Source organism: Streptomyces sp. NBC_00568 (assembly GCF_026341855.1).
In the GTDB taxonomy this organism is placed as follows: domain Bacteria; phylum Actinomycetota; class Actinomycetes; order Streptomycetales; family Streptomycetaceae; genus Streptomyces.
In genome coordinates, this window is the sequence record NZ_JAPENW010000001.1 from 6067218 (window position 1) to 6084633 (window position 17416).

Annotated in this window: 16 protein-coding genes; 15 read left to right on the forward strand and 1 reads right to left on the reverse strand. The window is 71.0% G+C overall.

What is annotated here, in order from left to right:
• Window positions 1–246: 246 nt before the first annotated feature.
• The 7 genes from aroC to nusB all read left to right on the forward strand — a co-directional run bounded on the left by aroC (window position 247) and on the right by nusB (window position 6393).
• Entirely contained in the window at window positions 247–1431 is a 1185-nt protein-coding gene (gene aroC / locus OOK38_RS26410) for a chorismate synthase (RefSeq protein WP_266756507.1), read from the forward strand.
• Between the two features lie 29 nt (window positions 1432–1460).
• Window positions 1461–1943, forward strand: coding sequence for a shikimate kinase (locus OOK38_RS26415; RefSeq protein ID WP_266765588.1), 483 nt, complete (start codon window positions 1461–1463; stop codon window positions 1941–1943).
• Window positions 1940–3031 (forward strand): 3-dehydroquinate synthase, encoded by a 1092-nt coding sequence (aroB, locus tag OOK38_RS26420; protein ID WP_266756505.1) that lies wholly within the window; start codon window positions 1940–1942, stop codon window positions 3029–3031. The genes OOK38_RS26415 and aroB overlap by 4 nt, the downstream gene beginning before the upstream one ends.
• A gap of 192 nt (window positions 3032–3223) precedes the next feature.
• A complete protein-coding gene (locus tag OOK38_RS26425) occupies window positions 3224–4132 on the forward strand; it encodes a Pro-rich N-terminal domain-containing protein (protein ID WP_266756503.1) in 909 nt (302 codons plus the stop codon).
• Window positions 4133–4222: 90 nt separating this feature from the next.
• Window positions 4223–5329, forward strand: a complete 1107-nt coding sequence (locus OOK38_RS26430; RefSeq protein WP_266756501.1) for an aminopeptidase P family protein — start codon at window positions 4223–4225, stop codon at window positions 5327–5329.
• Window positions 5330–5389: 60 nt separating this feature from the next.
• A complete protein-coding gene (gene efp, locus OOK38_RS26435; RefSeq protein WP_266756500.1) occupies window positions 5390–5956 on the forward strand; it encodes an elongation factor P in 567 nt (188 codons plus the stop codon).
• Between the two features lie 2 nt (window positions 5957–5958).
• Window positions 5959–6393, forward strand: coding sequence for a transcription antitermination factor NusB (gene nusB / locus OOK38_RS26440; RefSeq protein ID WP_266756498.1), 435 nt, complete (start codon window positions 5959–5961; stop codon window positions 6391–6393).
• Window positions 6394–6588: 195 nt separating this feature from the next.
• Here the strand turns inward: nusB and bldD are convergent, their stop codons facing one another.
• On the reverse strand, window positions 6589–7089 hold the full coding sequence (bldD, locus tag OOK38_RS26445) for a transcriptional regulator BldD (protein ID WP_037621142.1): 501 nt from the start codon (window positions 7087–7089) through the stop codon (window positions 6589–6591).
• Between the two features lie 245 nt (window positions 7090–7334).
• Here bldD and pyrR point away from each other — a divergent pair, with 245 nt between their 5' ends.
• The 8 genes from pyrR to pyrF all read left to right on the forward strand — a co-directional run bounded on the left by pyrR (window position 7335) and on the right by pyrF (window position 17335).
• A complete protein-coding gene (gene pyrR, locus OOK38_RS26450; RefSeq protein ID WP_266756496.1) occupies window positions 7335–7925 on the forward strand; it encodes a bifunctional pyr operon transcriptional regulator/uracil phosphoribosyltransferase PyrR in 591 nt (196 codons plus the stop codon).
• A gap of 82 nt (window positions 7926–8007) precedes the next feature.
• Entirely contained in the window at window positions 8008–8985 is a 978-nt protein-coding gene (locus tag OOK38_RS26455) for an aspartate carbamoyltransferase catalytic subunit (protein ID WP_266756494.1), read from the forward strand.
• A 4-nt stretch (window positions 8986–8989) separates the two neighbouring features.
• A complete protein-coding gene (locus OOK38_RS26460; protein ID WP_266756492.1) occupies window positions 8990–10276 on the forward strand; it encodes a dihydroorotase in 1287 nt (428 codons plus the stop codon).
• The gene (locus OOK38_RS26465; protein ID WP_266756490.1) at window positions 10273–10839 is read left to right on the forward strand and encodes a hypothetical protein; all 567 of its coding nucleotides are present in this window, start codon (window positions 10273–10275) and stop codon (window positions 10837–10839) included. Before OOK38_RS26460 ends, OOK38_RS26465 begins: the two co-directional genes overlap by 4 nt.
• Window positions 10836–11993, forward strand: a complete 1158-nt coding sequence (gene carA, locus OOK38_RS26470; RefSeq protein WP_266756488.1) for a glutamine-hydrolyzing carbamoyl-phosphate synthase small subunit — start codon at window positions 10836–10838, stop codon at window positions 11991–11993. Before OOK38_RS26465 ends, carA begins: the two co-directional genes overlap by 4 nt.
• Entirely contained in the window at window positions 11986–15294 is a 3309-nt protein-coding gene (carB, locus tag OOK38_RS26475) for a carbamoyl-phosphate synthase large subunit (RefSeq protein WP_266756486.1), read from the forward strand. Before carA ends, carB begins: the two co-directional genes overlap by 8 nt.
• A 95-nt stretch (window positions 15295–15389) precedes the next feature.
• Complete coding sequence (locus tag OOK38_RS26480) at window positions 15390–16496, forward strand: quinone-dependent dihydroorotate dehydrogenase (RefSeq protein WP_266848854.1); 1107 nt, start codon at window positions 15390–15392, stop codon at window positions 16494–16496.
• Window positions 16493–17335 (forward strand): orotidine-5'-phosphate decarboxylase, encoded by an 843-nt coding sequence (gene pyrF, locus OOK38_RS26485; RefSeq protein WP_266756483.1) that lies wholly within the window; start codon window positions 16493–16495, stop codon window positions 17333–17335. Before OOK38_RS26480 ends, pyrF begins: the two co-directional genes overlap by 4 nt.
• The last annotated feature ends 81 nt before the right edge of the window (window positions 17336–17416 follow it).

Consider the following 17416-nt stretch of genomic DNA (forward strand, 5'->3'; position numbering starts at 1 on the left):
GCACGGCCGGGGAGCCGGTCGCCGAGACGGCCGGGGCAGGCCCGCTCCGGCGCTCCTGGGGGCGTACGCGGGACGACGCGACCCGGCCGGGTGCGTCCGCCTGATGGACCTGCGGCCGGTTCCCGCCGCCGAACGTGGGAGGATCGGAGGCGGCGGGCCAGGGCCGCGCACCCGGTCGCGCCGTCGCCGTACGCGAGGACGCGTGTACGCAGCAGCAGTACCAGGGCGCGAGCATGAGGAGCACCGTTGAGCAGGTTGCGCTGGCTGACCGCGGGGGAGTCCCACGGTCCCGCACTTGTCGCGACGCTGGAGGGCCTTCCCGCCGGCGTCCCGATCACCACGGAGATGGTGGCGGACCACCTCGCCCGGCGGCGCCTGGGTTATGGACGCGGTGCCCGGATGAAGTTCGAGCGTGACGAGGTCACCTTCCTCGGCGGCGTCCGGCACGGCCTGACCCTCGGCTCCCCGGTCGCCGTCATGGTCGGCAACACCGAGTGGCCCAAGTGGGAGCAGGTCATGGCGGCCGACCCGGTCGCCCCGGAGATCCTCGCCGACCTCGCCCGCAACGCCCCGCTGACCCGCCCCCGGCCCGGCCACGCCGACCTCGCCGGTATGCAGAAGTACGGCTTCGACGAGGCCCGGCCGATCCTGGAGCGCGCCTCCGCCCGCGAGACCGCGGCCCGCGTCGCGCTCGGCGCGGTCGCCCGCTCCTACCTGAAGGAGACGGCCGGGATCGAGATCGTCTCCCACGTCGTCGAGCTGGCCGCGGCCAAGGCGCCGTACGGCGTCTACCCGAAGCCTTCCGACGTGGAGAGGCTGGACGCCGACCCGGTGCGCTGCCTCGACGCCGACACCTCGAAGGCGATGGTCGCCGAGATCGACCAGGCCCACAAGGACGGCGACACGCTCGGCGGTGTCGTCGAGGTGCTCGCGTACGGCGTACCGGTGGGCCTCGGCTCGCACGTGCACTGGGACCGTCGTCTTGACGCCCGGCTCGCGGCCGCGCTCATGGGCATCCAGGCCATCAAGGGCGTCGAGGTCGGCGACGGCTTCGACCTGGCCCGGGTGCCGGGTTCCCAGGCCCACGACGAGATCGTCCACACCGCGGACGGCATCCGCCGTTCCACCGGCCGCTCCGGTGGCACCGAGGGCGGTCTGACCACCGGTGAGCTGCTGCGCGTCCGCGCCGCGATGAAGCCGATCGCCACCGTGCCGCGCGCGCTGGCCACCATCGACGTCGCCACCGGCGAGGCCGCCAAGGCCCACCACCAGCGCTCCGACGTCTGCGCGGTCCCGGCCGCGGGCATCGTCGCCGAAGCCATGGTCGCCCTCGTCCTGGCCGACGCCGTGGGCGAGAAGTTCGGTGGCGACAGCGTCCCGGAGACCCGCCGGAACGTGCAGAGCTACCTCGAGAACCTGGCCATCCGGTGACCGCGCCGCAGCTGGTCCTGGTCGGCCCGATGGGGGTCGGCAAGTCCACGGTGGGCGCGCTCGTCGCCGAGCGGCTCGGCTGCGCCTACCGGGACACGGACGACGACATCGTGGCCGCGCAGGGCCGCACCATCGCCGACATCTTCGTCGACGAGGGCGAGTCCGCCTTCCGCGCCATCGAGAAGCAGGCGGTGCGCGAGGCGCTCGCCGCGCACGACGGTGTGCTGGCGCTGGGCGGCGGTTCGATCCTCGACCCGGACACCCGCGCGCTGCTCGCCGGTCACCAGGTCGTCTATCTCTCCATGGACGTGGAGGAGGCGGTCCAGCGCACCGGTCTGAACGCGGCCCGTCCGCTGCTCGCCGTCAACCCCCGCCGGCAGTGGCGCGAGTTGATGGAAGCGCGCCGCCCTCTGTACACCGAAGTCGCCCGCGCGGTCGTGGCGACCGACGGCCGTACCCCCGATGAGGTCGCCCGAGCGGTCCTCGACGCAGTGGAGTTGAAGGAAGCATGAGCGAGGCAGTGACCCGCGTCCAGGTCGGCGGCACAGCGGGCACCGACCCCTACGAGGTCCTGATCGGCCGTCAACTCCTCGGCGAACTCGGCGGGTTGATCGGCGACAAGGCTCAGCGTGTCGCCATCGTCCACCCCGAGGCACTCGCCGAGACCGGCGAGGCGCTCCGCGCCGACCTGGCGGAGCAGGGCTTCGAGGCCGTCGCCATCCAGGTGCCGAACGCCGAGGAGGCCAAGACCGCGGAGGTCGCGGCCTACTGCTGGAAGGCGCTCGGCCAGTCCGGTTTCACCCGCACCGACGTCATCGTCGGCGTCGGCGGCGGAGCCACCACCGACCTGGCCGGTTTCGTGGCGGCGACCTGGCTGCGCGGGGTCCGCTGGATCGCGGTGCCCACCACGGTGCTCGGCATGGTCGACGCGGCGGTCGGCGGCAAGACCGGCATCAACACCGCCGAGGGCAAGAACCTCGTCGGCGCCTTCCACCCGCCCGCGGGCGTGCTCTGCGACCTGGCGGCGCTCGACTCGCTCCCGGTCAACGACTTCGTCTCCGGACTCGCGGAGATCATCAAGGCCGGATTCATCGCCGACCCGGTGATCCTGGAGCTCATCGAGTCCGATCCCCAGGCCGCCAGGACGCCCGCCGGCCCGCACACCGCCGAGCTGATCGAGCGCTCCATCAAGGTCAAGGCGGAGGTCGTCTCCGGCGACCTCAAGGAGTCGGGGCTGCGCGAGATCCTCAACTACGGCCACACGCTCGCGCACGCCATCGAGAAGAACGAGCGCTACAAGTGGCGGCACGGCGCCGCCGTCTCCGTCGGCATGCACTTCGCCGCCGAACTCGGCCGCCTCGCGGGCCGGCTGGACGACGCGACCGCCGACCGGCACCGCACGATCCTGGAGTCCGTCGGTCTCCCGCTGAGCTACCGCTACGACCAGTGGCCGAAGCTCGTGGAGAACATGAAGGTCGACAAGAAGTCCCGCGGCGACCTGCTGCGCTTCATCGTCCTCGACGGGCTGGCCAAGCCGACCGTCCTGGAGGGCCCGGACCCGGCCGTCCTGCTCGCGGCGTACGGCGAGGTCGGCGAGTAGCGGGCGGCACCCTCCGCGGACGTATGTTCCGAAGGACCCCTGCTCAACCCGTTTTGCCCCTCCGTCCCGGGCACTTCGCACCTTCCCCGGCCGTTCACACAACGGCGGCCGGGGAAGGTACCGTTCGGTAGCGGCGGGACCTGCGTCCCGTCCGCCAGCGCCCATTGCCTGTACGAGACGGAGTGGCACCGGATGCAGCACGCAGTGGGGGCTCCGCTGCCGCCGCCCCACCAGCCGGGGCAAGGACCGGCCGCCGGTTGGTCGCCGGCCGGACAGTATCCGGGGCAGCAGGGTCCCGCACCCGCTCCGGGGTTCGCCGGAGCGCCGGTGCCGCCCGGGGCTCCCCCCGCCCAGACCCCGCAGCATCATCTGCCGCCGCACCAGGTGCCCCCGCAGCACGCGCAGCCTCCGCAGCACGCGCAGCCTCCCCAGCACCATCCCGTCCCGCCCGCGCCGGACACCACCGGGCATGTGCAACTGCCTCCGGGCGCCCCGGTGGCCATGCCGAGCCCGCCGCACGCGACAGGCGCGCCCGATCCGGCGGCCACCACGCTCGCCGTCCTGCTCATCGGCCCCGCCGGCGCCGGGAAGACCAGTGTCGCCAAGTACTGGGCGGACCACCGCCGGGTGCCCACGGCCCACATCAGCCTCGACGACGTCCGCGAATGGGTGCGCTCGGGCTTCGCCGACCCGCAGTCGGGATGGAACGACCATTCCGAGGCGCAGTATCGTCTCGCCCGCCGTACCTGCGGCTTCGCGGCCCGCAACTTCCTGGCCAACGGCATCTCCTGCATCCTCGACGACGCTGTCTTCCCCGACCGTCCGGTCGTCGGACTCGGCGGCTGGAAGCGGCACGTCGGTCCCGGGCTGCTGCCGGTCGTGCTCCTGCCGGGCCTGGAGGTGGTCCTGGAGCGCAACGCGGAGCGCTCCGGGAACCGTCGGCTCAGCGACGAGGAGGTCGCGCGCATCCACGGCCGGATGGCCGGCTGGTACGGCTCCGGGCTCCCGATCATCGACAACTCGCAGCTCGACGTGGCGGCCACGGCCCGTGTCCTGGACGACGTCCTCGCCCGGTCGATCGCCAGCCCGCCGCAGTGGTGAGCGGGCCCCGGGTCCGCCCGTTCGGGCCCAGGCCTACCCGTCCGGCCCTCTGAACCGGCGACATCCGGCCGGCGCTCGTACGCTCGGTTCATGTCAGAGGTGTACGCGACCCGCAGAGGGCGGCTCCGGGAGCGCAGTACCGCGGGTGGCAGCGCGACCGCGCTCGTGACCCGTCCCGCCAACGTGAGGTATCTCGCCGGCGCGGCGCCGCACGGCTCCGTGCTTCTGCTCGGCACCGGCGAGGACATACTGCTGTGCGGCGGCCCGCCGACCGGCGAGGCCGTGGAAGGACGCCCGGACGAGGCGCTGAACGTGCGGGTGCTGCCGCGCGCCGGCGGTGATCCGGCCGTCGCGGCCGCCGGACTGGCGGCAGGCCAGGGCGCCGAGTCCCTCGCGGTCGAGGAGCACCACCTGACCGTGACGCGGCACCGCGCCCTCGGCTCGGTCGCGCCGCGGCTGCGCCTGGCCGACCTGGGCGGCGCGGTGGAACAGCTGCGTGTGATCAAGGACGAGGAGGAGATCTCCTGTCTGCGGATCGGTGCCGAGATCGCCGACCAGGCGCTGGGCGAACTCCTCGAATCCATCCTGGTCGGCCGGACGGAACGCCATCTCGCTTTGGAACTGGAGCGTCGGCTCGTCGACCACGGAGCGGACGGACCGGCCTTCGCGACCTCGGTCGGCACCGGCCCGAACTCGGGACGGCGCGGCCACCGGCCCACCGACCGGCGCGTCGAGGAGGGTGACTTCCTCTCCGTCTGTCTCGGCGCGACCTACCGCGGCTATCGGTGTGAGATCGGTCGTACGTTCGTGATCGGCACCTCGCCCGCCGACTGGCAGATCGAGCTGTACGACCTCGTCTTCGCCGCCCAGCGTGCCGGACGGGAGGCGCTGGCACCCGGCGCCGCCTACCGGGACGTGGACCGCGCGGCGCGTCAGGTACTGGACTCCGCAGGCCATTCCGAAGGCCTTCCGCCGCTGACGGGGCACGGTGTCGGGCTCGAAATCGACGAGGACCCGCAGCTTGCCCCCGCGGCCATGGGTAAACTGGACGCTTGCGTGCCGGTCACCGTCGAACCGGGGGTCCACATCCCGGGCCGGGGCGGTGTCAGGATCGATGACACGCTCGTCGTACGCCCTGAGGCGGACGGCGGACCCGAGCTACTCACCATTACGACCAAGGAGCTGCTCGCGCTCTAGCTTTCCGAGCTGTGCGCGTGCGCCGGGGTCGTCCACGTCAGTCCAGGAGATTCCGCAACCGTGGCTTCCACGAACGACCTCAAGAACGGCCTGGTGCTCAAGCTCGACGGAGGCCAGCTCTGGTCCGTCGTCGAGTTCCAGCACGTCAAGCCCGGCAAGGGCCCGGCCTTCGTGCGCACCAAGCTGAAGAACGTGCTCTCCGGCAAGGTCGTCGACAAGACGTTCAACGCCGGCGTCAAGGTCGAGACGGCCACGATCGACAAGCGCGACATGCAGTTCTCGTACATGGACGGCGAGTACTTCGTCTTCATGGACATGGACACGTACGACCAGCTCATGGTCGACCGCAAGTCCGTCGGCGATGCCGCCAACTTCCTGATCGAGGGCTTCACGGCCACCGTCGCCCAGCACGAGGGCGAGGTGCTCTTCGTCGAGCTGCCCGCCGCCGTCGAGCTGGTCATCCAGGAGACCGAGCCCGGCGTCCAGGGTGACCGCTCCACCGGTGGCACCAAGCCCGCCATCCTGGAGACCGGCCACCAGATCCAGGTCCCGCTCTTCATCACCACCGGTGAGAAGATCAAGGTCGACACCCGCAGCAGCGACTACCTCGGCCGGGTGAACAGCTAACCGTGGCTGCCCGCAACACGGCCCGCAAGCGCGCCTTCCAGATCCTCTTCGAGGGCGACCAGCGCGGCGTGGACGTCCTGACGGTTCTCGCGGACTGGATCCGGCACTCCCGGTCCGACACCCGGCAGCCGCCGGTGAGCGAGTACACGATGCAGCTGGTCGAGGGCTACGCCACCAAGGTGCGCCGGATCGACGACCTCATCGCGCAGTACGCCGTCGGCTGGACGCTGGACAGGATGCCGGTCGTCGACCGCAACATCCTGCGCCTCGGTGCCTACGAGCTGATCTGGGTCGACGAGACCCCGGACGCCGTGGTGCTCGACGAGGCGGTGCAGTTGGCCAAGGAGTTCTCCACGGACGAGTCGCCCTCGTTCGTGAACGGCCTGCTGGGCCGTCTGAAGGACCTGAAGCCGTCGCTCCGCCGCGACGACGCCTAGGCGGCAGGCAGAGACAGGCGTACGGCCCCGAGGGGTCGTACGGAACGCCGGAGGGCCCGCAGCGCGATCGCTGCGGGCCCTCCGGCGTTCCCGTACCTCTGAGGCCTCCGAGGCCCGCAGAAAGGCGCCGGGGTGGCCGGAACCATCAGGTTCCGGCCACCCCGGCGGCACGTTTCTGCTGAGTGTCCTAAGGGGTCAGCCCTCGTCGTGGGCGACCGCGCGGCGCGCGTCCGCGTCCAGCACACCCCAGCTGATCAGCTGCTCGGTCAGGACCGAGGGGGACTGGTCGTAGATGACGGCGAGGGTGCGCAGGTCGTCCTGGCGGATCGACAGCACCTTGCCGTTGTAGTCGCCGCGCTGCGACTGGATCGTCGCCGCGTAGCGCTGGAGCGGGCCCGCCTTCTCGGCCGGCACGTGGGCCAGCCGCTCCAGGTCGAGGACCAGCTTCGGCGGCGGCTCGGCGGCCCCGCCCGGAGTGGTGCCGGGCAGCAGCTCCTGGACCGGAACCCCGTAGAAGTCCGCCAGCTCGGCAAGGCGCTGCACGGTGACGGCGCGGTCGCCGCGCTCGTACGAACCGACCACGACCGCCTTCCAGCGGCCCTGGGACTTCTCCTCGACGCCGTGGAGGGAAAGGCCCTGCTGGGTGCGGATCGCGCGGAGCTTGGCCCCGAGCTGTTTGGCGTATTCGCTGGACATATAGCTCCCCGGACGCTGTATCAACGTGCGGCTCCGCCGCGCGGCTGGTGACTCACTGTGAGGTTACGCAGCGTTACTCTCCCCCGTCAAGCCGAAGGATTTTCGACCGGCCCTCGCACGGGTGTCACCGGGGGTGGCTCAAAGGTGGGTGATCAGGTCCGTTGCCGGGCTGGTACCGTTGATGGCGCAAATCCGACGTCCTTTAATGATCCGTCCCGTGAGGCGGAGAAGGAGGTCCGTTTCTTATGGACACCGAGCACGACAAGCAGCAGTACGAAGCCGATGCGCGGCCCGTTCTCGAGGCGCCCGACATCGCGCGGGTGCTGACCCGCATCGCCCACGAGATCGTCGAGCGCGCCAAGGGCGCCGACGACGTGGTGCTCCTCGGCATCCCGACCCGCGGTGTCTTCCTGGCCCGCAGGCTGGCCGACAAGCTCGAAGAGATCACCGACCGCAAGATCCCGGTCGGCTCCCTCGACATCACCATGTACCGCGACGACCTGCGCATGCACCCGCCCCGTGCGCTGGCCCGCACCGAGATCCCCGGTGACGGCATCGACGGCCGCCTCGTCGTCCTCGTCGACGACGTGCTCTTCTCCGGCCGCACCATCCGCGCCGCGCTCGACGCCCTGAACGACATCGGCCGGCCGCGCGCCGTGCAGCTCGCGGTCCTCGTCGACCGGGGCCACCGCGAACTGCCCATCCGCGCCGACTACGTCGGCAAGAACCTCCCCACGTCGTTGCGGGAGACGGTCAAGGTCCAGCTCGCCGAGGAGGACGGTCGCGACACCGTGCTGCTCGGTGCCAAGCGGACCGCCCCGGGCGAGCAGCAGTAGCACTCCGGCCCACGCCGCCGAGTGCGCTCCCGCGCGCCCGCATGCCCGAATCCTCCCTGAACTTCCTTACGGAGCCTGACAGATGCAGCGTCATCTCATCTCGGCCGCCGACCTCACCCGCGACGACGCCGTCCTGATCCTCGACACCGCCGAGGAGATGGCCCGGGTCGCCGACCGGCCGATCAAGAAGCTGCCGACCCTGCGCGGCCGCACCGTGGTCAACCTCTTCTTCGAGGACTCGACCCGTACCCGGATCTCCTTCGAGGCCGCCGAGAAGCGGCTCTCCGCGGACGTCATCAACTTCACCGCCAAGGGGTCGAGCGTCTCCAAGGGCGAGTCCCTCAAGGACACCGCCCAGACCCTGGAGGCCATGGGGGTCGACGCCGTCGTCATCCGGCACGGCGCCTCCGGAGCCCCGTACCGGCTCGCCACCTCCGGCTGGATCGACGCCGTCGTCATCAACGCGGGCGACGGCACCCACCAGCACCCCACCCAGGCCCTGCTCGACGCCTTCACCATGCGCCGCCGCCTCGTCGGCCGGGACGCCGGGATCGGCCAGGACCTGTCCGGCAAGCGCATCACGATCGTCGGCGACGTCCTGCACTCCCGCGTCGCGCGCTCCAACGTCGACCTGCTGCACACCCTCGGCGCCGAGGTCACCCTCGTCGCGCCGCCCACGCTGGTGCCGGTCGGCGTGGAGACCTGGCCCTGCGAGATCTCGTACGACCTCGACAGCACGCTCTCCAAGTCCGACGCGGTGATGATGCTGCGCGTGCAGCGCGAGCGGATGAACGCAGCGTTCTTCCCGACCGAGCGCGAGTACTCGCGTCGCTACGGGCTCGACGGCGACCGCATGGCGAGGATGCCCGAGCACGCCATCGTGATGCACCCCGGCCCGATGGTCCGCGGCATGGAGATCACCGCCGAGGTCGCCGACTCCGACCGCTGCACCGTCGTCGAGCAGGTCGCCAACGGCGTCTCGATCCGCATGGCCGTGCTCTATCTGCTGCTGGGCGGCAACGAGCCCGCCGTCACCCACACCCGTACCGAGGAGAAGTAAGACGATGAGCAAGATTCTGATCCGTGGTGCGAAGGTGCTCGGCGGCGAGCCGCAGGACGTCCTGATCGACGGCGAGGTCATCGAGGCCGTCGGCACCGGGCTGTCCGCCGAGGGCGCGGAGGTCGTCGAGGCCGACGGCAAGGTGCTGCTGCCGGGCCTGGTCGACCTGCACACCCATCTGCGCGAGCCCGGCCGCGAGGACTCCGAGACCGTGCTGACCGGCACGCGCGCCGCGGCGAGCGGCGGCTTCACGGCCGTGTTCGCCATGGCCAACACCTTCCCGGTCGCCGACACCGCCGGTGTGGTCGAGCAGGTCTACCGGCTCGGCCAGGAGCACGGCTACTGCGACGTGCAGCCGATCGGCGCCGTCACCGTCGGCCTGGAGGGCAAGAAGCTCGCCGAGCTCGGCGCCATGCACGAGTCCGCCGCCGGCGTCACGGTCTTCTCCGACGACGGCAAGTGCGTCGACGACGCGGTGATCATGCGCCGCGCGCTGGAGTACGTGAAGGCCTTCGGCGGCGTCGTCGCCCAGCACGCGCAGGAGCCCCGCCTCACCGAGGGCGCCCAGATGAACGAGGGCGTCGTCTCCGCCGAGCTCGGTCTCGGCGGCTGGCCCGCCGTGGCCGAGGAATCGATCATCGCCCGCGATGTCCTGCTCGCCGAGCACGTCGGCTCGCGCGTGCACATCTGCCACCTGTCGACCGCCGGCTCCGTCGAGATCGTCCGCTGGGCCAAGTCCCGCGGCATCGACGTGACCGCCGAGGTCACCCCGCACCACCTGCTCCTCACGGACGAGCTGGTGCGCTCGTACAACCCGGTCTACAAGGTCAACCCGCCGCTGCGCACCGAGCGGGACGTCATGGCGCTGCGCGAGGCGCTCGCCGACGGCACGATCGACATCGTCGCGACCGACCACGCGCCGCACCCGCACGAGGACAAGGACTGCGAGTGGGCCGCCGCCGCCATGGGCATGGTCGGCCTGGAGACCGCGCTGTCCGTCGTCCAGCAGACGATGGTCGAGACCGGGCTGCTCGACTGGGCCGGCGTCGCCGACCGCATGTCCGTCAAGCCCGCCGCGATCGGCCGGGCCACCGGCCACGGACGTCCCGTCTCGGCAGGTGAGCCCGCCAACCTCACGCTGGTCGACACGGCATACCGTGGGACGGTGGACCCCGCTGGCTTCGCCTCGCGCAGCCGCAACACCCCCTACGAGGGACGTGAGCTGCCGGGCCGGGTCACCCACACCTGGCTGCGGGGCAAGGCCACCCTCGTCGACGGGAAGCTCGCGTGACACCTCTCATCTCCATGGCCGCCGAACAGAAGTCGGCGGAAGTGACCGACTGGGCCGCCCGGATCGGCTGGCTCGTCGGCCTCGCCCTCTTCATCGCGCTCGTCTACTGGCTGATGCGCGAGGGCTGGAAGTGGCGCGGCACCCTCCAGGGCGACCTGCCCGAGCTTCCCACCGCGCCGGAAGACCCCGGCCCGGTGAAACTGAGCATGAGCGGCCGCTACCACGGCTCCACCACCGCCGGACAGTGGCTCGACCGCATCGTGGCGCACGGCCTGGGCACCCGCAGCCGGGCCGAGCTCACCCTGACGGACGCGGGACTGGACGTCGTACGCCCCGGCGCGAACGACTTCTTCGTCCCGGCCGCGCAGCTGCGCGAGGCCCGGCTCGACAAGGGCATCGCGGGCAAGGTCCTCACCGAGGGCGGACTCCTCGTCGTCACCTGGGCGCACGGCGACAGGCTCCTCGACTCCGGCTTCCGCTCGGACCGCGCGGCCGAGCACAACGAATGGGTCGACACCCTGACCGGCATGATCAACAAGACGGAAACGGAAGGCGCACGATGACGACCTCCACTCAGGGGAACGCCTCGCAGAGGCAGAAGGCGCTTCCCGCCGTACTCGTCCTGGAGGACGGCCGGGTCTTCCACGGCCGCGCCTACGGGGCCGTGGGGGAGACCTTCGGCGAAGCGGTGTTCTCCACCGGCATGACCGGCTACCAGGAGACCCTCACCGACCCGTCGTACCACCGCCAGGTCGTCGTGATGACCGCCCCGCACGTCGGCAACACCGGCGTCAACGACGAGGACCCCGAGTCGCAGCGGATCTGGGTCGCCGGGTACGTCGTCCGCGACCCCGCGCGCGTGCCCTCCAACTGGCGCTCCCGGCGCTCGCTGGACGAGGAACTGCGCAACCAGGGTGTCGTCGGCATCAGCGGCATCGACACCCGCGCCCTCACCCGCCACCTGCGTGAGCGCGGCGCCATGCGCGTCGGCATCTTCTCCGGCAACGCGCTGCCCGACGCGGGCACCATGCTCGCCGAGGTGCGCCAGGCGCCCGAGATGAAGGGCGCGAACCTCGCCGCCGAGGTCGCCACCAAGGAGACGTACGTCGTCCCCGCGATCGGCGAGAAGAAGTTCACGGTCGCCGCCGTCGACCTGGGTATCAAGGGCATGACCCCGCACCGGATGGCCGAACGCGGCATCGAGGTGCACGTGCTGCCCGCGACGGCCACCGCCGAGGACGTCTACGCCATGAACCCCGACGGCGTGTTCTTCTCCAACGGCCCCGGCGACCCGGCCACGGCCGACGGGCCGGTCGCGGTGATGCAGGAAGTGCTCGCCCGCAAGACCCCGCTCTTCGGCATCTGCTTCGGCAACCAGATCCTCGGCCGCGCCCTCGGCTTCGGCACCTACAAGCTGAAGTACGGCCACCGCGGCATCAACCAGCCCGTGCAGGACCGTACGACCGGCAAGGTCGAGGTCACCGCGCACAACCACGGCTTCGCCGTCGACGCCCCGCTCGACAAGGTCTCCGAGACCCCCTACGGCCGCGCCGAGGTCTCCCACGTCTGCCTCAACGACAACGTGGTGGAGGGCCTCCACCTGCTCGACCAGCCGGCCTTCAGCGTCCAGTACCACCCCGAAGCGGCAGCCGGCCCGCACGACGCCGCCTACCTGTTCGACCGCTTCGTTTCCCTGATGGAGGGCCAGCGTGCCTAAGCGCACCGATATCCAGTCCGTCCTGGTCATCGGCTCCGGCCCGATCGTCATCGGCCAGGCCGCCGAGTTCGACTACTCCGGCACCCAGGCGTGCCGCATCCTGCGCGCCGAGGGCCTGCGGGTCATCCTCGTCAACTCCAACCCGGCGACGATCATGACCGACCCGGAGATCGCCGACGCCACGTACGTCGAGCCGATCACCCCCGAGTTCGTCGAGAAGATCATCGCCAAGGAGCGCCCGGACGTCCTGCTGCCGACGCTCGGCGGCCAGACGGCCCTCAACACCGCGATCTCCATGCACGAGCAGGGTGTGCTGGAGAAGTACGGCGTCGAGCTGATCGGCGCCAACGTCGAGGCGATCAACAAGGGCGAGGACCGCGACCTCTTCAAGGGCGTCGTCGAGGCCGTGCGCGAGAAGATCGGCCACGGCGAGTCCGCCCGGTCCGTGATCTGCCACTCCATGGACGACGTGATCGCGGGCGTCGAGACGCTCGGCGGCTACCCCGTCGTCGTCCGGCCCTCCTTCACCATGGGCGGCGCCGGTTCCGGCTTCGCCCACGACGAGGAGGAGCTGCGCCGGATCGCCGGTCAGGGCCTCACGCTCTCCCCGACCACCGAGGTGCTCCTGGAGGAGTCCATCCTCGGCTGGAAGGAGTACGAGCTGGAGCTGATGCGCGACAAGAACGACAACGTCGTGGTCGTCTGCTCCATCGAGAACTTCGACCCGATGGGCGTCCACACCGGCGACTCCATCACCGTCGCCCCGGCGATGACGCTGACCGACCGCGAGTACCAGCGGCTGCGCGACATCGGCATCGCGATCATCCGCGAGGTCGGCGTCGACACCGGCGGCTGCAACATCCAGTTCGCGGTCAACCCCGAGGACGGCCGCATCATCGTCATCGAGATGAACCCGCGTGTCTCGCGGTCGTCCGCGCTCGCCTCCAAGGCCACCGGCTTCCCGATCGCCAAGATCGCCGCCAAGCTGGCCGTCGGCTACACGCTCGACGAGATCCCGAACGACATCACCGAGAAGACCCCGGCGTCCTTCGAGCCGACCCTCGACTACGTCGTCGTCAAGGCTCCCCGCTTCGCCTTCGAGAAGTTCCCGTCCGCCGACTCCACCCTCACGACCACCATGAAGTCGGTCGGCGAGGCCATGGCGATCGGCCGCAACTTCACCGAGGCGCTGCAGAAGGCGCTGCGCTCGCTGGAGAAGAAGGGCAGCCAGTTCGCCTTCGTCGGCGAGCCCGGCGACAAGGCAGAGCTGCTGCGCGAGGCCGTCCGGCCCACCGACGGCCGCATCAACACCGTCATGCAGGCCATCCGGGCGGGCGCCACGCAGGAGGAGGTCTTCGAGTTCACGAAGATCGACCCGTGGTTCGTCGACCAGCTGTTCCTGATCAAGGAGATCGCGGACGAGCTGGCCGCCGCCGACAAGCTCGGCCCCGAGCTGCTCGCCGAGGCCAAGCGCCACGGCTTCTCCGACGCCCAGATCGCCGAGATCCGGGGGCTGCGCGAGGACGTCGTGCGCGAGGTGCGGCACGCGCTGGGTGTGCGCCCGGTGTACAAGACGGTCGACACCTGCGCCGCCGAGTTCGCGGCGAAGACGCCGTACTTCTACTCCTCCTACGACGAGGAGACCGAGGTCGCACGGCGCGAGAAGCCCGCCGTGATCATCCTGGGCTCCGGCCCGAACCGCATCGGCCAGGGCATCGAGTTCGACTACTCCTGCGTCCACGCCTCCTTCGCGCTCAGCGACGCGGGCTACGAGACCGTGATGGTCAACTGCAACCCGGAGACCGTCTCCACGGACTACGACACCTCCGACCGCCTGTACTTCGAGCCGCTGACGCTGGAAGACGTGCTGGAGATCGTGCACGCGGAGTCGCTGGCCGGTCCCCTCGCGGGGGTGATCGTGCAGCTCGGCGGCCAGACCCCGCTCGGTCTCGCGCAGGCGCTCAAGGACAACGGCGTGCCGGTCGTCGGCACCCCGCCCGAGGCGATCCACGCCGCCGAGGACCGCGGCGCCTTCGGGCGGGTCCTCGCGGAGGCGGGCCTGCCGGCTCCCAAGCACGGCACCGCCACCACCTTCGCCGAGGCCAAGGCGATCGCCGACGAGATCGGCTACCCGGTCCTCGTCCGGCCCTCGTACGTCCTCGGCGGGCGCGGCATGGAGATCGTGTACGACGAGACGCGGCTGTCCTCGTACATCGCCGAGTCGACCGAGATCAGCCCCTCCCGGCCGGTTCTGGTCGACCGGTTCCTCGACGACGCGATCGAGATCGACGTCGACGCGCTGTACGACGGCGAGGAGCTCTACCTCGGCGGCGTCATGGAGCACATCGAGGAGGCCGGCATCCACTCCGGCGACTCGGCGTGCGCGCTGCCGCCGATCACCCTCGGCGGGTTCGACATCAAGCGGCTGCGCGCCTCGACGGAGGCCATCGCCAAGGGCGTCGGCGTCCGCGGGCTGATCAACATCCAGTTCGCGATGGCCGGTGACATCCTCTACGTCCTGGAGGCCAACCCGCGGGCCTCGCGCACCGTCCCCTTCACCTCGAAGGCGACCGCGGTGCCGCTGGCGAAGGCCGCCGCCCGTATCTCGCTGGGCGCGACCGTGGCCGAGCTGCGCGCCGAGGGCCTGCTCCCGGCGAACGGCGACGGCGGCACCCTGCCGCTCGACGCGCCGATCTCCGTCAAGGAGGCCGTCATGCCGTGGTCGCGCTTCCGCGACATCCACGGACGCGGCGTCGACACGGTGCTCGGCCCGGAGATGCGCTCCACCGGCGAGGTCATGGGCATCGACTCGGTGTTCGGGACGGCGTACGCGAAGTCGCAGGCGGGCGCGTACGGTCCGCTGCCCACCAAGGGCCGCGCCTTCATCTCGGTCGCCAACCGCGACAAGCGCTCGATGATCTTCCCGGCACGGGAACTCGTCGCCCACGGCTTCGAGCTGATGGCCACCTCCGGCACGGCCGAGGTGCTCAAGCGCAACGGCATCAACGCCACGGTCGTGCGCAAGCAGAGCGAGGGCGAGGGCCCGAACGGCGAGAAGACCATCGTCCAGCTGATCCACGACGGCGAGGTCGACCTCATCGTCAACACGCCGTACGGCACCGGTGGCCGCCTCGACGGCTACGAGATCCGTACGGCGGCCGTGGCCCGGTCGGTCCCGTGTCTGACGACCGTGCAGGCGCTCGCCGCCGCCGTCCAGGGCATCGACGCGCTGAACCACGGCGACGTGGGCGTGCGGTCGCTCCAAGAACACGCCGAGCATCTGATCGCCTCGCGCGACTAGCGGCCCCGAGGGGGACACCGGAGACCGGTGTCCCCCTCTTCATGAGGCCCCCGCCCCCTGATGAGGCCCCACCGGGCTCTTTCGAGGACATGATCATGTACAAGCTCTTCTTCAACCTCGTCTTCAAGCGGATGGACCCGGAGCAGGCCCACCATCTGGCCTTCCGCTGGATCCGGCTCGTCGCCCGCGTCCCCGTCCTGCGCACCTTCGTCGCCGCCGCGCTCGCGCCCCGCTTCAAGGAGCTGCGCACCGAGGCGTTCGGGCTGCGCATGCACGGCCCCTTCGGACTCGCGGCGGGCTTCGACAAGAACGCCGTCGCCATCGACGGGATGTCGATGCTCGGCTTCGACCACATCGAGATCGGCACGGTCACCGGGGAGCCGCAGCCCGGCAACCCCAGGAAGCGGCTGTTCCGCCTCGTGCCGGACCGCGCGCTGATCAACCGCATGGGATTCAACAACGAGGGCTCCGCGGCCGTCTCCGAGCGCCTGGCGGCCCGTACGCCCGTGTTCAGGACCGTCGTGGGCGTCAACATCGGCAAGACCAAGGTCGTACCGGAGGCCGAGGCCGCCGCCGACTACGTGAAGTCGACCGAGCGGCTGGCCGCGCACGCCGACTACCTCGTGGTCAACGTCAGCTCCCCGAACACACCCGGTCTGCGCAACCTCCAGGCCACGGAGTCGCTGCGCCCGCTGCTGACGGCCGTCCGCGAGGCCGCCGACCGCGCCGTCACCGGCCGGCGCGTCCCGCTCCTGGTCAAGATCGCGCCCGACCTCGCCGACGAGGACGTCGACGCGGTCGCCGACCTCGCCGTCGAACTCGGCCTGGACGGGATCATCGCCACCAACACGACCATCGCGCGCGAGGGACTCGGTCTGGCATCCGAACCCTCGCTGGTGAAGGAGACCGGCGGGCTGTCGGGCGCGCCGCTCAAGGCACGCTCCCTGGAGGTGCTGCGCCGCCTCTACGCGCGCGTGGGCGACCGCATCACCCTGGTGGGTGTAGGCGGCGTCGAGAACGCCGAGGACGCCTGGCAGCGCATCCTGGCCGGCGCCACGCTGGTCCAGGGCTACAGCGCCTTCATCTACGAGGGGCCCTTCTGGGGCCGCGCCATCCACAAGGGGCTCGCCGCCCGCCTGCGGACGAGCCCGTACGCCACCCTCGCCGACGCGGTCGGCGCCGACGTGAGGAAGTCCGTATGAGCCTGGAACCCTTCGGCGCACGCCTTCGCCGTGCCATGGACGAGCGCGGTCCCCTGTGCGTCGGCATCGACCCGCACGCGTCCCTGCTCGCCGACTGGGGGCTCGGCGACGACATCGCCGGTCTGGAGCGCTTCAGCCGCACGGTCGTCGAGGCGCTCGCCGAACGGGTCGCCGTCCTGAAGCCGCAGAGCGCCTTCTTCGAGCGGTTCGGGTCGCGCGGGATCGCGGTCCTGGAGAAGTCGGTCGAACAGGCGCGGGCGGCCGGGGCGCTGGTCGTGATGGACGCCAAGCGCGGCGACATCGGCTCGACCATGGCCGCGTACGCCGAGACCTTCCTGCGCAAGGACGCGCCGCTCTTCTCGGACGCGCTGACCGTGTCGCCGTACCTGGGCTACGGCTCCCTGAGGCCCGCGGTCGAGCTGGCGCGTGAGAGCGGGGCCGGGCTCTTCGTCCTCGCGCTCACCTCCAACCCGGAGGGCGGCGAGGTGCAGCACGCCGTACGGGCGGACGGGCGCAGCGTCGGAGCGACGATGCTCGGGCACCTGGCCGCCGAGAACGCGGACGAGAGGCCGCTCGGCTCCTTCGGAGCGGTGGTCGGCGCCACCCTGGGCGATCTCTCCTCGTACGACCTGGAGATCAACGGTCCGCTCCTGGCGCCCGGAATCGGTGCCCAGGGAGCGACGGCGGCCGACCTGGCGGGCGTCTTCGGGTCCGCCGTGCGCAATGTCGTCCCGAACGTGAGCCGGGGTGTTCTGCGTCACGGTCCCGACGTCGTGGCGCTGCGCGAGTCGGCGGAGGGGTTCGCGGAGGAGATCAGGGCGGCCGTGGCGGCCGCCTGAGCCCTCCGACAGCCGTTCGACAGCCCTCCGGTGAGTGCCTCGCGGGCGCCCCGAGTCTGAATACATTCTCAAATCCGGGGA